General features: G+C 74.7%; 10 protein-coding genes. 9 read left to right on the plus strand and 1 reads right to left on the minus strand.

All coding sequences use genetic code 11. The features are described from left to right. Positions 1-77: 77 nt before the first annotated feature. The 7 genes from ACZ501_RS29945 to ACZ501_RS29975 all read left to right on the plus strand — a co-directional run bounded on the left by ACZ501_RS29945 (position 78) and on the right by ACZ501_RS29975 (position 9,183). Positions 78-977 (plus strand): TIGR03084 family metal-binding protein, encoded by a 900-nt coding sequence (locus ACZ501_RS29945; protein ID WP_468799604.1) that lies wholly within the window; start codon positions 78-80, stop codon positions 975-977. Positions 978-1,045: 68 nt separating this feature from the next. Continuing rightward, complete coding sequence (locus ACZ501_RS29950; RefSeq protein ID WP_468799665.1) at positions 1,046-2,845, plus strand: acyclic terpene utilization AtuA family protein; 1,800 nt, start codon at positions 1,046-1,048, stop codon at positions 2,843-2,845. Then, the gene (locus tag ACZ501_RS29955; protein ID WP_468799606.1) at positions 2,842-4,440 is read left to right on the plus strand and encodes an acyl-CoA carboxylase subunit beta; all 1,599 of its coding nucleotides are present in this window, start codon (positions 2,842-2,844) and stop codon (positions 4,438-4,440) included. The genes ACZ501_RS29950 and ACZ501_RS29955 overlap by 4 nt, the downstream gene beginning before the upstream one ends. Positions 4,441-4,448: 8 nt before the next feature. Continuing rightward, a complete protein-coding gene (locus ACZ501_RS29960) occupies positions 4,449-6,356 on the plus strand; it encodes an acetyl/propionyl/methylcrotonyl-CoA carboxylase subunit alpha (RefSeq protein WP_468799608.1) in 1,908 nt (635 codons plus the stop codon). Continuing rightward, complete coding sequence (locus ACZ501_RS29965; RefSeq protein WP_468799610.1) at positions 6,353-7,504, plus strand: acyl-CoA dehydrogenase family protein; 1,152 nt, start codon at positions 6,353-6,355, stop codon at positions 7,502-7,504. Before ACZ501_RS29960 ends, ACZ501_RS29965 begins: the two co-directional genes overlap by 4 nt. 330 nt (positions 7,505-7,834) lie before the next feature. Beyond that, on the plus strand, positions 7,835-8,581 hold the full coding sequence (locus tag ACZ501_RS29970; protein WP_468799612.1) for an enoyl-CoA hydratase family protein: 747 nt from the start codon (positions 7,835-7,837) through the stop codon (positions 8,579-8,581). Then, positions 8,569-9,183: a TetR/AcrR family transcriptional regulator gene (locus ACZ501_RS29975; RefSeq protein WP_361609430.1), complete on the plus strand. Its 615-nt coding sequence runs from the start codon at positions 8,569-8,571 to the stop codon at positions 9,181-9,183. The genes ACZ501_RS29970 and ACZ501_RS29975 overlap by 13 nt, the downstream gene beginning before the upstream one ends. Positions 9,184-9,250: 67 nt before the next feature. Here the strand turns inward: ACZ501_RS29975 and ACZ501_RS29980 are convergent, their stop codons facing one another. Further along, a complete protein-coding gene (locus ACZ501_RS29980; RefSeq protein WP_361609428.1) occupies positions 9,251-10,357 on the minus strand; it encodes a citrate synthase 2 in 1,107 nt (368 codons plus the stop codon). A 237-nt stretch (positions 10,358-10,594) separates the two neighbouring features. Between ACZ501_RS29980 and pdxH the strand changes: the two genes are divergently transcribed. Together pdxH and ACZ501_RS29990 are read left to right on the plus strand one after the other, a co-directional pair. Continuing rightward, entirely contained in the window at positions 10,595-11,218 is a 624-nt protein-coding gene (gene pdxH / locus ACZ501_RS29985) for a pyridoxamine 5'-phosphate oxidase (RefSeq protein WP_468799667.1), read from the plus strand. Between the two features lie 466 nt (positions 11,219-11,684). Further along, a complete protein-coding gene (locus ACZ501_RS29990; RefSeq protein WP_468799614.1) occupies positions 11,685-13,001 on the plus strand; it encodes a PAS domain-containing protein in 1,317 nt (438 codons plus the stop codon). Positions 13,002-13,023 lie beyond the last annotated feature (22 nt).

The raw sequence follows: 13,023 nt of genomic DNA on the forward strand, positions 1-13,023 counted from the left end.
CACAAATCATGCAAGCGTGCTTGATTGTTTTAGCGGAGGCTGCCAGGCTTCCGCTCACGCCGAGAGAGGAGCACCCCGTGCCCGATCCGTCCGCCGCCGCAGGAACCCCCGCCGCAGGAACCCCCGCCGCAGGTCCCCCCGCGCCCGGTACCCCTGCTGCGGAAGCCCTCGCCGCGGAAAGCTCCGCCCTCGCCGCGGTCTTCGCCGACCTCCGGGACGAGGGCCGGGAACTGGACGCGCTGGTGGCCGGCATGCCCGGTACCGCGTGGGCGCGGCCGACGCCCGCGCCCGGCTGGAGCATCGCCCACCAGATCGCCCACCTGCACTGGACCGACCAGGCCGCGCTGCTCGCCCTCACCGACGCCGAGGGCTTCGCGCGCAGGGTGGAGGAGGCGCTGAAGGCCCCCGAGTCCTTCGTCGACGAGGGCGCCGAGGAGGGGGCGGCCCTGGCGCCCGCCGAGCTGCTCGCCCGCTGGCGGGAGGGCCGGGCCGCGCTCGACGCGGCACTCGCGGCCGCCTCGCCGGACGCGCGGTTCCCCTGGTACGGGCCCCCGATGAAGGCCGCCTCCATGGCGAGCGCCCGGCTCATGGAGACCTGGGCGCACGGCCAGGACGTCGCCGACGCCCTCGGCGTACGCCGCGTCCCCACCGCCCGGCTGCGGCACGTCGCGCGGATCGGGGTGCGGGCGCGCGACTACGCGTACGCCGTCCGGGGCCTGCCGGCGCCGCAGGCGGAGTTCCGGGTGGAGCTGACGGCCCCCGGCACCGGCGAGGTGTGGGCGTACGGCCCGGCCGACGCGGTGCAGCGGATCACGGGGCCCGCGCTGGACTTCTGCCTGCTGGTCACCCAGCGCGCCCACCGGGCCGACCTCGGGCTCACGGCCACCGGACCCGACGCCGACCAGTGGCTCGGCATCGCACAGGCCTTCGCGGGTCCTGCGGGCCCGGGCCGCGACCCGCAGGGGAGCCGGCGGTGACGCGGCGGCCGCTGCGCGTCGCCAACGCGTCCGGCTTCTACGGCGACCGGTCCGACGCCGTGCGCGAGATGCTGACCGGCGGCCCGCTGGACGTCCTGACCGGCGACTACCTCGCCGAGCTCACCCTGCTGATCCTCGGCCGCGACCGCCTGAAGAACCCGGACCTCGGCTACGCCAAGACGTTCCTGAAGCAGCTGGAGGAAGGCCTCGGGCTCGCGCACGAGCGGGGCGTGCGGATCGTGGCGAACGCGGGCGGGCTCAACCCCGCGGGGCTGGCCGCGGCGGTACGGGCCCTGGCCGCCAAGGTGGGGGTCCCCGTCTCCGTCGCGCACGTCGAGGGCGACGACCTGATGCCGTCCGGGAGCGGCGCGGCCACCACCGCGTACCCCGATGCCCTCACCGCCAACGCCTACCTGGGCGGCGCCGGGATCACCGCCTGCCTGCGGGCGGGCGCGGACGTGGTCGTGACCGGCCGGGTCACGGACGCGGCGCTGGTCAGCGGGCCGGCCGCCTGGTGGTTCGACTGGGGTCCCCAGGAGTACGACCGGCTGGCGGGGGCGGTGGTCGCGGGCCACGTCCTGGAGTGCGGCACGCAGGCCACCGGCGGGAACTACTCCTTCTTCACCGCCCACGACGTACGGCGGCCCGGGTTCCCCCTCGCGGAGATCTCCGAGGACGGCTCGGCGGTCATCACCAAACACCCCGGCACCGGCGGAGCCGTCACGCCGGGCACCGTCACCGCGCAACTCCTGTACGAGACCCAGGGCGTGCGCTATCTCGGCCCCGACGTCACGGCCCGCCTGGACACGGTCCGCCTCACCCCGGACGGCGAGGACCGGGTCCGGATCAGCGGGGTCGAGGGGGAACCGCCGCCCCCCACCCTCAAGGTGGGCGTCACCCGCATCGGCGGCTGGCGCAACGAGGTGGTCTTCGTCCTCACCGGGCTCGACATCGAGGCCAAGGCCGCCCTGGTGCGGGCGCAACTGGCCGAAGCGCTGCGGGAGGTGGACCGCGTCCGCTGGACGCTCGCCCGCACGGACCACGCGGACGCGGACACACAGGAGACGGCGAGCGCCCTGCTGCGGCTGGTGGTCCGCGATCCCTCCCCGGACCGGGTCGGGCGGGAACTGACCTCGGCGGCGGTCGAGCTGGCCCTCGCCAGCTACCCCGGGTTCCACGTGACGGCCCCGCCGGGCCCCGCCCAGCCGTACGGGGTGTTCACCTCGGCCCTCGTCCCGGCAGGCTCCGTCCCGCACACGGCGGTCCTCGAAGACGGCACCCGCCTGCCGGTCCCCCCTTCGACGCGCCCCCCGGACTCCGCGCCGCTGCACCGGACCCCGTCCGCAGGAGCCGGAGACCGGCCCCGGATCCCGGCTCCGGACGGGACCGGGCCCACGGTCCGCGCCCCGCTCGGAGCGGTGGCCGGGACCCGGAGCGGGGACAAGGGCGGCGACGCCAACGTCGGGGTGTGGGTCGGGAGCGACGACGCATGGCAGTGGCTGCACCGCACCCTCACCGCCGAGACCTTCCAGAACCTGCTGCCCGAGACCCGGGGCCTGCCCGTCACCCGCCACGAACTGCCCCACCTGCGCGCCCTCAACTTCACCGTCACCGGCCTCCTCGGCGACGGCGTCGCCTCCGGCCACCGCTTCGACCCGCAGGCCAAGGCCCTCGGCGAATGGCTGCGCGCCCGCCACCTCGACGTCCCGGCCCGCCTCCTGCCCCCACCCCACCCCGCCGCCGGCCCACCGGCCCGGGCGGACCACCCCGCCGCCGGCCCACCGGCCCCCGCCGGCCCGCCGTCGTCCCGGGAGGCGCCGCCGCACCGCACCGCCAGCCCGCCGCCCGCCCCGGAGGGGACCCCATGACCCGCCTCGGTACCACCGTCGACCCCCTCGCCGCCGAGCACGCGCAGGCCCGTACCGCCGCCCTGGAGCGGCTCGCGGAGCTCGACGCCGAGCACGCCAAGGCCCTCGCCGGCGGCGGCGAGAAGTACACCGCCCGGCACCGCGACCGCGGCAAACTGCTGCCCCGCGAGCGGATCGAGCTGCTCCTCGACCCGGACACCCCGTTCCTGGAGCTGTCACCCCTCGCCGCCTGGGGCAGCGACTACCCGGTCGGCGCCTCGATGGTGACCGGCATCGGCACCGTCGAGGGCGTCGAGTGCCTGATCACCGCCAACGACCCCACCGTGCGCGGCGGCGCCAGCAACCCGTGGACCTTGAAGAAGGCGCTGCGGGCCAACGAGATCGCCCGGCAGAACCGGCTGCCCTGCATCAGCCTGGTCGAGTCCGGCGGCGCCGACCTGCCCTCCCAGAAGGAGATCTTCATCCCGGGCGGTGCGGTCTTCCGCGACCTCACCCGGCTCTCGGCGGAGGGCATCCCGACCGTCGCCGTGGTCTTCGGCAACTCCACCGCCGGCGGCGCGTACGTCCCCGGGATGTCGGACCACACCATCATGATCAAGGATCGTTCCAAGGTCTTCCTCGGCGGCCCGCCGCTGGTCAAGATGGCCACCGGCGAGGAGAGCGACGACGAGTCCCTCGGCGGCGCCGACATGCACGCCCGCGTCTCGGGGCTCGCCGACCACTACGCCCTCGACGAGTACGACGCCATCCGCCAGGCCCGCCGTGTCGTGGCCCGGCTCAACCACCGCAAACCGTACGCCGACCCGCCCCCGGCCGAGGAGCCGCTGTACGACCCGGAGGAACTCCTCGGCATCGTCCCCGCGGACCTGAAGACCCCCTTCGACCCCCGCGAGGTCATCGCCCGCATCGTCGACGCCTCCGACTTCGATGAGTTCAAGCCCCTCTACGGCACCAGCCTGGTCACCGGCTGGGCCACCCTGCACGGCTACCCGGTCGGCATCCTCGCCAACGCCCAGGGCGTCCTGTTCAGCGCGGAGTCGCAGAAGGCCGCCCAGTTCATCCAGCTCGCCAACCAGCGGGACATCCCGCTGCTGTTCCTCCACAACACCACCGGCTACATGGTCGGCAAGGAGTACGAGCAGGGCGGCATCGTCAAACACGGCTCGATGATGATCAACGCCGTCTCCAACTCCAAGGTCCCGCACCTGTCCGTCCTCATCGGCGCCAGCTACGGCGCCGGCCACTACGGCATGTGCGGCCGCGCCTACGAGCCGCGGTTCCTCTTCGCCTGGCCCAGTGCCAAGTCCGCCGTCATGGGCCCCGCCCAGCTCGCCGGAGTCCTCTCCATCGTGTCCCGCCAGTCCGCCGCCGCGAAGGGACTCCCGTACGACGAGGAACAGGACGCGGGGATGAGGGCCTTCGTGGAGGCGCAGATCGAGTCCGAGTCCCTCCCCATGTTCCTGTCCGGGCGGCTGTACGACGACGGCGTCATCGACCCGCGCGACACCCGTACCGTCCTCGGCCTGTGCCTGTCGGCCGTCCACAACGCCCCCGTCGAGGGCGCCCGCGGCGGCTTCGGCGTCTTCCGGATGTGAGCCCCCACATGACCGCTCCGATCACCTCCCTCCTCGTCGCCAACCGGGGCGAGATCGCCGTCCGGATCTTCCGCACGGCCCGCGCCCTGGGCCTGGCCACGGTCGCCGTCCACTCCGACCCCGACGCCGACGCCCTGCACGTCCGCAGCGCCGACGCGGCCGTCCGCCTGCCCGGGGCCGCTCCCGGCGACACCTACCTGCGCGGCGACCTGCTGATCGAGGCGGCCCGCGCGGCGGGCGCCGACGCGGTGCACCCCGGGTACGGCTTCCTCTCCGAGAACGCGGACTTCGCCCGGCAGGTCCTGGACGCCGGCCTGACCTGGGTCGGCCCGCCGCCCGCCGCCATCGAGGCCATGGCCTCCAAGACCCGGGCCAAGGAACTCGTACGGGCCGCCGGCGTCCCCCTCCTCGACCCCGTCGACCCGGCCACCGCCACCCCCGGCGACCTGCCCCTGCTCCTCAAGGCCGCGGCGGGCGGCGGCGGCCGCGGGATGCGCGTCGTACGGGACCTCGACTCCCTCAAGGAGTCCCTGGAGGCGGCCCGCGCCGAGGCCCTGTCGGCGTTCGGGGACGACGAGGTCTTCGCCGAGCCGTACGTGGAGCGCGGCCGCCACGTCGAGGTGCAGGTCCTCGCCGACGCCCACGGCACCGTCTGGGCGCTCGGCACCCGCGACTGCTCCCTCCAGCGCCGCCACCAGAAGGTCATCGAGGAGGCCCCGGCCCCCGGCCTGCCCGCAGCGCTCCGCGAGCGGCTCCACAGCGCCGCCGTGGCCGCCGCCCGGGCCGTCTCGTACCGGGGGGCGGGCACGGTCGAGTTCCTCGTCGGCGCCGACGGCCGCCCGTGCTTCCTGGAGATGAACACCCGCCTCCAGGTGGAACACCCGGTCACGGAGGAGGTCTTCGACCTCGACCTCGTCGCACTCCAGCTGCGGATCGCCGAGGGCGAAGCGCTCCCCTCCACCCCGCCGGAGCCCACCGGCCATGCCGTGGAGGCCCGCCTCTACGCGGAGGACCCCGCCCACGACTGGCGGCCGCAGACCGGGGTGCTGCACACCCTCGACGTCCCCGGCGCGGTCCGCGTCGACACCGGCTTCACCGCCGGGGACACCGTCGGCGTCCACTACGACCCGATGCTGGCCAAGGTGGTCGCCCACGCGCCGACGCGCGCCGAAGCGGTCAGGATCCTCGCGGACGCCCTGTCCCGGGCCCGGATCCACGGGCTGACCACCAACCGGGACCTCCTCGTACGCTCCCTGCGGCACCCGGAGTTCGCTGCCGCCCGCCTCGACACCGGCTTCTACGACCGCCACCTCGACGCCCTCACCGCAGCCGCCCCGGACCCCGCCCTGGCCTGCCTGGCCGCCGCCCTCGCCGACGCGGCCCCCGCCGCCGACGCGCCCCTCGCCGCCCGCCTCGGCGGCTGGCGCAACCTCCGCTCCCAGCCGCAGAGCCGCCGCTACACCGTGGCCGGCACCGCGTACGAGGCCCGTTACGCGCCGGTGGAGGAGCCGGGCGTCCGCGTCCTGGCCGCCAGCCCGGAGGCCGTCACCCTCGAAGTGCACGGCGTCCGGCGGATGTTCCACGTGAAACGTAATTCGAACACCGAGGTCTACGTGGACTCGGTGCTCGGCTCCCACACCCTCGTGCCCGTCCCCCGGTTCCCCGACCCCCAGGACCGCACCGAACCGGGCTCCCTGCTCGCCCCCATGCCCGGCACCGTCGTCCGCGTCGCCGAGGGCCTGGCCCCCGGCAGCACCGTCACCGCAGGGCAGCCCCTGCTGTGGCTGGAGGCCATGAAGATGGAGCACCGCATCCTCGCCCCCGCCTCCGGCACGCTCACCGCGCTCCACGCCGTCACCGGCCGCCAGGTCGAGTTCGGCGCCCTGCTCGCCGTAGTCCAGGAGGAACAGCCGTGATCGAGACCGAAGAGCACAAGGCCCTGCGCACAGCCGTCGCCGCCCTCGGGCAGCGCTACGGCCGCGACTACCTCACCCGCGTCGCCCGCGAGGGCCGCCACCCCGACGAGCTGTGGGCCGACGCCGCCAAGCTCGGCTACCTCGGCGTCAACCTCCCGGAGGAGTACGGGGGCGGGGGCGGCGGCATCGCCGAACTCTCCATCGTCCTCGAAGAGCTGGGCGCCGCGGGCTGCCCCCTCCTCATGATGGTGGTCTCGCCCGCCATCTGCGGCACGGTCATCGCCCGCTTCGGCACCGACGCCCAGAAGAGCGCCTGGCTCCCCGGTCTCGCCGACGGCAGCCGCACCATGGCCTTCGGCATCACCGAACCCGACGCCGGCTCCAACTCCCACCGCATCACCACCACGGCCCGCCGCGACGGCGACGACTGGATCCTCACGGGCCGCAAGGTCTTCATCTCCGGCGTGGACATCGCCGACGCCACCCTCATCGTCGGCCGCACCGAGGACGCCCGCACGGGCCGCCTCAAGCCCTGCCTGTTCATCGTCCCGAGGGACGCGCCCGGCTTCGGCCGCTCGGTCATCGACATGGAACTCCAGGCGGCGGAGAAGCAGTTCGAACTCACCCTGGACGAGGTCCGCCTCCCCGCCTCCTCCCTCGTCGGCGACGAGGACGCGGGCCTCCTCCAGCTCTTCGCCGGGCTCAACCCCGAACGCATCATGACGGCCGCCTTCGCAATCGGCATGGGCCGCCACGCCCTGGCCAAGGCCGTCGCGTACGCGCAGACCCGCCAGGTGTGGAAGGAGCCGATCGGCGCCCACCAGGCCATCGCCCACCCCCTGGCGGCGGCGCACATCGACCTGGAACTGGCCCGCCTCATGATGCAGCAGGCCGCCCGCCTGTACGACGAGGGGGACGACATGGGCGCGGGGAAGGCGGCGAACATGGCGAAGTACGCGGCGGGGGAGGCGTGTGTCCGCGCGGTGGACCAGGCGGTGCACACGCTGGGCGGCAACGGCCTCACCCGCGAGTACGGGCTGGCCTCCCTCATCACGGCGGCCCGCGTCTCCCGCATCGCGCCGGTCAGCCGGGAGATGATCCTCAACTTCGTCTCCCACCAAACCCTGGGCCTCCCCAAGTCGTACTAGGAGACGTACGGAGGGGTCGGGGGCGGGGTGGGGTGTCGTCCGGGACTAAAACGAGATGAATTCGGCGCGCGGTACCGTCCAACAGAGCACAACCGGAACAGGCGCCGAACATCGAAGCCCGTCCCGGACGACACCCCACCCCGCCCCCGACCCCGGCCCACGACACCCCGCCAGAGCACACCGCCCAGCCAGGGGCAACACCGGCCCACCGGGACGCCGCCCACAGCACACCGCCCGGCCAGGGCAAAGGCCCGGCCAGGGCAACGGCGTACTCTCCCCCCGGGAGGGCCCGGCCGGGCGCCCCACCCGTACACCCCCTCCGGAGGAGACATGGCCCCACTCGTGCACGCCACCGCCGGCCCGGCAACCGGCATCACCACGCTCACCCTCGACTCCCCGGCCAACCGCAACGCGCTCTCCGCCCAGCTCGTCGCCGAGCTCCGCGACGCCCTCGCGCGGGCGGCCGCCGACCCCGGGGCCCGGGCGGTGCTCCTCACCCACACCGGGAACACCTTCTGCGCCGGTGCCGACCTGAAGTCCCCGTGCGACCCCGCCGACTTCCTCGCCCTGCTGCGCGAAGTCACCGCCCTGCCCAAGCCGGTCGTCGCCCGCGTCACCGGGCACGTACGCGCCGGCGGCCTCGGCCTCCTCGGCGCCTGCGACATCGCCGCCGCCGGACCGCAGTCCTCGTACGCCTTCACCGAGACCCACCTCGGCCTGGCCCCCGCCGTGATCTCCATGACCCTGCTGCCGCGCCTCGACCCCCGCGCCGCCTCCCGCTACTTCCTCACCGCCGAGCCCTTCGACGCCGCCGAGGCCGCCCGCATGGGGCTGCTGACGCTCCACACCGCGGACGACGTCGACACCGCCCTGACGCCCGTCCTCGACGGACTCCGCAAGGCCTCCCCGCAGGCCCTCGCCGAGACCAAGGCCATGGTCACCGCCGCCGTACGGGAGGCCCTGGACCGGGACGGCGACCGGCTGACGGAGCTCTCCGCACGCCTCTTCGCCTCCGACGAGGCCCGCGAGGGCATCACCGCCCGCTTCGAGCGCCGGGACCCCTCATGGGCACGGTGACCGGCCCCGCCCCCCGGCAGACCGGCCTCGTCCCCAAGCAGGCCCGCAGCCGGGTCACCCGGCGCCACCTGCTGGAGGCGGCCGTCTCCTGCCTGGCGGAACACGGCTGGGCGGGTTCCACCGTCGCCGTCGTCGCCGAACGCGCCGGGGTATCGCGCGGCGCCGCCCAGCACCACTTCCCGACCCGCGAGGCCCTCTTCACCGCCGCCGTCGCGTACGTGGCCGAGGAGCGCTCCACCGCCTTGCGCGAGCTGTTCCACGCCGCCCCGGCGCCGCGTCCGGCGGTGGTCGAGGCCCTGGTCGACCTGTACACCGGCGCCCTGTTCCGTGCCGCGCTCCAGCTGTGGGTCGCCGCCTCCAACGAGGAGCAGCTGCGCCCCCAGGTGGTCGAGCTCGAAGCCCGGGTGGGCCGCGAGACCCACCGGATCGCCGTCGAGCTGCTGGGCGCGGACGAGTCGCGGCCGGGCGTACGGGAGACCGTGCAGGGGCTCCTCGACATGGCCCGCGGTCTGGGCCTGGCCAACGTGCTGACCGACGACACGGCCCGCCGGGCGCGGGTGGTGGCGCAGTGGTCCGCGCTCATCGACGCCGCCCTGGGCTGACGGACCCGGACGCGCGGAGGCGCCGCACCCCGTCCGGGATGCGGCGCCGGAACGCACCGCCGGGCGCTCAGGCCGTGGCGGCGATGTCCCCGTAGCCCTCGATGTCGCGCGGGTCGCGCCGCCCCGGGCCGATGTAGCGGGCGGAGGGGCGCACCAGGCGGCCCGTGCGCTTCTGCTCGAGGATGTGCGCCGACCAGCCGGCGGTGCGGGCGCAGCTGAACATCGAGGTGAACATGTGCGCCGGGACCTCGGCGAAGTCCAGCATGATCGCGGCCCAGAACTCCACGTTGGTCGCGAGGACCCGGTCGGGCCGGCGGGCGTGCAGTTCCTCCAGCGCGGCCTTCTCCAGGGCGGCGGCGACCTCGTAGCGCGGGGCGTCCAGCTCCTTGGCGGTGCGCCGCAGGACGCGGGCGCGGGGGTCCTCGGCGCGGTACACGCGGTGCCCGAAGCCCATCAGCCGCTCGCCCTTGTCCAGGGCCTTCTTGACGTACGCGACGGCGTCGCCGGTGCGCTCGATCTCCTCGATCATGCCGAGCACGCGCGAGGGCGCGCCGCCGTGCAGCGGCCCGGACATGGCGCCGACGGCGCCCGACAGGGCGGCGGCGACGTCGGCGCCCGTCGAGGCGATGACGCGGGCGGTGAAGGTGGAGGCGTTCATGCCGTGCTCGGCGGCGGAGGTCCAGTACGCGTCGACGGCCTTGACGTGCTTGGGGTCGGGCTCGCCCCGCCAGCGGATCATGAACCGTTCGACGACGGATTCGGCCTTGTCGATCTCCCGCTGCGGCACCATCGGCAGGCCCTGGCCGCGGGCGGACTGGGCGACGTACGACAGCGCCATGACGGCGGCGCGGGCGAGGTCGTCGCGGGCGGTCTCCACGTCGATGTCGAGCAGCGGTTTCAGACCCCATACGGGCGCGAGCATGGCGAGCGCGGACTGCACGTCGACGCGGATGTCGCCGGAGTGCACCGGGATCGGGAAGGGCTCGGCGGCCGGCAGGCCGGGGTTGAACGCACCGTCGACCAGCAGGCCCCAGACGTTCCCGAAGGAGACGTGCCCGACCAGGTCTTCGATGTCCACCCCCCGGTAGCGGAGCGATCCGCCTTCCTTGTCAGGCTCGGCGATCTCCGTCTCGAACGCGACGACCCCTTCGAGTCCGGGTACGAAATCGGACATCAGGCGGCTCCTCAGGTAGTGCGAACACGCGCGGTTCCGGCGTGATTCGCGGTCCGGCGCGGTCATCCCCGTTGATGCCCGGCAGGGCCGAAGGTCATCCGTGCGGGAACCCTCGGACCGGCCCCAAGATTTTGTCCGTTCCCGTGGGCCTGCGGAAGCGTGACATACGGCACACCGGCGGCCGGCGTCCTGCGGCAGGATGACCGTGTGACCGATCAGGACATTGACCCCGCCGTCATGCGCAAGCAGTACCGCTCCGAGATCGTCGAGGAGGCGGGCCTCGCCGGCGACCCCATGGCGCAGTTCGCCCTGTGGTTCCAGCAGGCGGCCGACTCGCACCTCTTCGAACCCAACGCGATGGTCGTCTCGACCGCCACGGCGGGCGGGCGGCCCAGCTCCCGCACGGTGCTGCTGAAGCAGTACGACTCGCGGGGCTTCGTCTTCTTCACCAACTACGGCTCCCGCAAGGTCCGGGAGATCGACGAGAACCCGTACGTCTCGCTGCTGTTCCCCTGGCACCCGATCGCCCGCCAGGTCATCGTGACGGGCCGGGCCGAGCGGATCGGCCGGGACGAGACGGCCGCCTACTTCCGGTCCCGGCCGCACGGTTCGCAGCTGGGCGCCTGGGCGAGCGCGCAGTCGACGGTGATCGGGTCGCGGGCGGAGCTGGACCGCCGTTACGCGGCGCTGGCCGAGCGCTACCCGGAGGGCGAGCAGGTGCCGGTGCCGCCGGAGTGGGGCGGGCTGCGGGTGCTGCCCGACGCGCTGGAGTTCTGGCAGGGCCACGAGAACCGGCTGCACGACCGGCTGCGGTACGTCCTCGACGGGGACAAGTGGCGGGTGGAGCGCCTCTGCCCGTGACGCCGGCGGCTGTCGGGGAGCGGGGCGGGGTCCGCGGCCCGGTGCTGCGGGTTCCGCCCGCAGTCCCCGTGTCCCGGCGGGGCGCAGACGCAGACGACCCGCGGGCTCGGGTTCCTCTCCTGCAGTGAGAGGAGCCGGCCGGACGTGCCGGCGAGCCCGCGGGTCGGGTGACTGCTTGGGATTGGCGCCGGGCGATTTCCGCCGGGCACCGCACTGGGTGCGCTGCTGACGACGGGCCCTAGCCCGCAGCCACCTCACGCGTCCGGTTTCCGTACATTTCGGGAACCACCTCCCTTCTCGTGTACGGCAGAGCCTAGGCCGCCCTTCCGGAGCCCTCAAGTGATTTACGGGGCGAATGGCGAGGCGGACATTCCGGGACGATTCCGAGAAGCGGCTGTGGCCTGGGTCACGTTCCAGTTCAATGATCTGACGTGCCGCACACGCGAACACCTGCGGGGGGTGCCAGGTGAGTGCTTCCGGGCGTAGCGAGACCGCCGACGATCTGCTGGCCGCGCTGCTCGACGGGATGGACGCCGCCCTGTGCGCGTTCGACTCCGACGGCGTGATCACCCACTGGAACCGCGAGGCCGAGCGGATCCTCGGCTGGAGCGCCGCCGAGGCGGTGGGGCGGCGCGGCTTCGCGGGGTGGGCCGCGCGCGCCGCGGACGCCGACGACGTGCAGGACCGGCTGATGGCGGCGCAGGACGCGCCCGGCCGGCAGGTCCACGAGTTCGCCCTGCTGACCAAGGAAGGCGGCCGGATCCTCGTACGGACCCAGTCCGCCGCGGTGCCCGGCGCCGACGGGAAGCCGGCCGGGGTCTACTGCGCCTTCAGCGAGGTCCACGCCCAGATCGACCTGGAGCGGTCCATCGCCCTCAGCGAGGCGCTGATGGACGACGCCTCGTGGGGGGTCGTCCTGGTCGACGTGGACCTGCGGCCGGCGGTGGTCAACGCCCACGCCGCGCGCGCCTTCGGAGCCGGGCGCAGCGCGCTGCTGGGGCGGCCGCTCGGGGACCTGCTGGAGCAGGGCGTGGAGGAACTGGAGGGCGCGCTCCAGCACGTGCTGGCCGAGGGGGCGCCGCCGTCGCCGCTGGAGCTGTGGGTGTCGGTCCGCACCCCGGAGGGGGTGCGGCGGCGCTGCTGGCGGTGCGGGTTCCTGCGGCTGGCGTCACCGCTGGCGGAGGAGCCGGTCCCGTTGGGGGTCGGCTGGCTGTTCCAGGACGTCACCGAGGCCCGCCAGGCCGAGCTGGACACCGGGCAGCTGCGGTTCCGGACCAACCAGCTCTACCGGGCCGGGCGGGCCGCCGCCGAGTGCGAGGACCCGGCGGAGGCGGCCGCCGTCCGGCTGGACTACGCGCTGGCCGGCTTCGCGGAGCACGCGCTGGTCGACGTACTGGCGCCCGGGCCGGGGCGGCGCCTGGTCCGCTCGGCGGCCTCTCCGTCGGGGCTGGCGCTGCTCCTGCCGGGGCCGGGTGCGATTCCCGTCCGGTACGGGGCCGCGCACCCGGCGCTCCAGGCCCTGGACCGGATCGGCCCGGTCCGGGCCAGCGCCCCGGCGGGGGAGGCGGCCGACGCGTGGGCCCGGGCCCGCCAGTGGCCCCCGGGCGCCACGCACGCCCTGTGCGCGGTCCTCCGCAGCCGCGGCCGCACCCTGGGCGCCCTCACGTTCCTCCGCGGCGCCTCCCGCCCGCCGTTCGAGCGCGCGGACGCGCTGTACGCGGAGGAGGTGGCGGCCCGAGTGGCCGCGGACCTCTCCCTGGCGACACACCCGCCCCTGCCGTGACCCTGGCCGGGTGGGGTGGGGG

It is taken from the genome of Streptomyces sp. NPDC034085 (genome assembly GCF_055575555.1).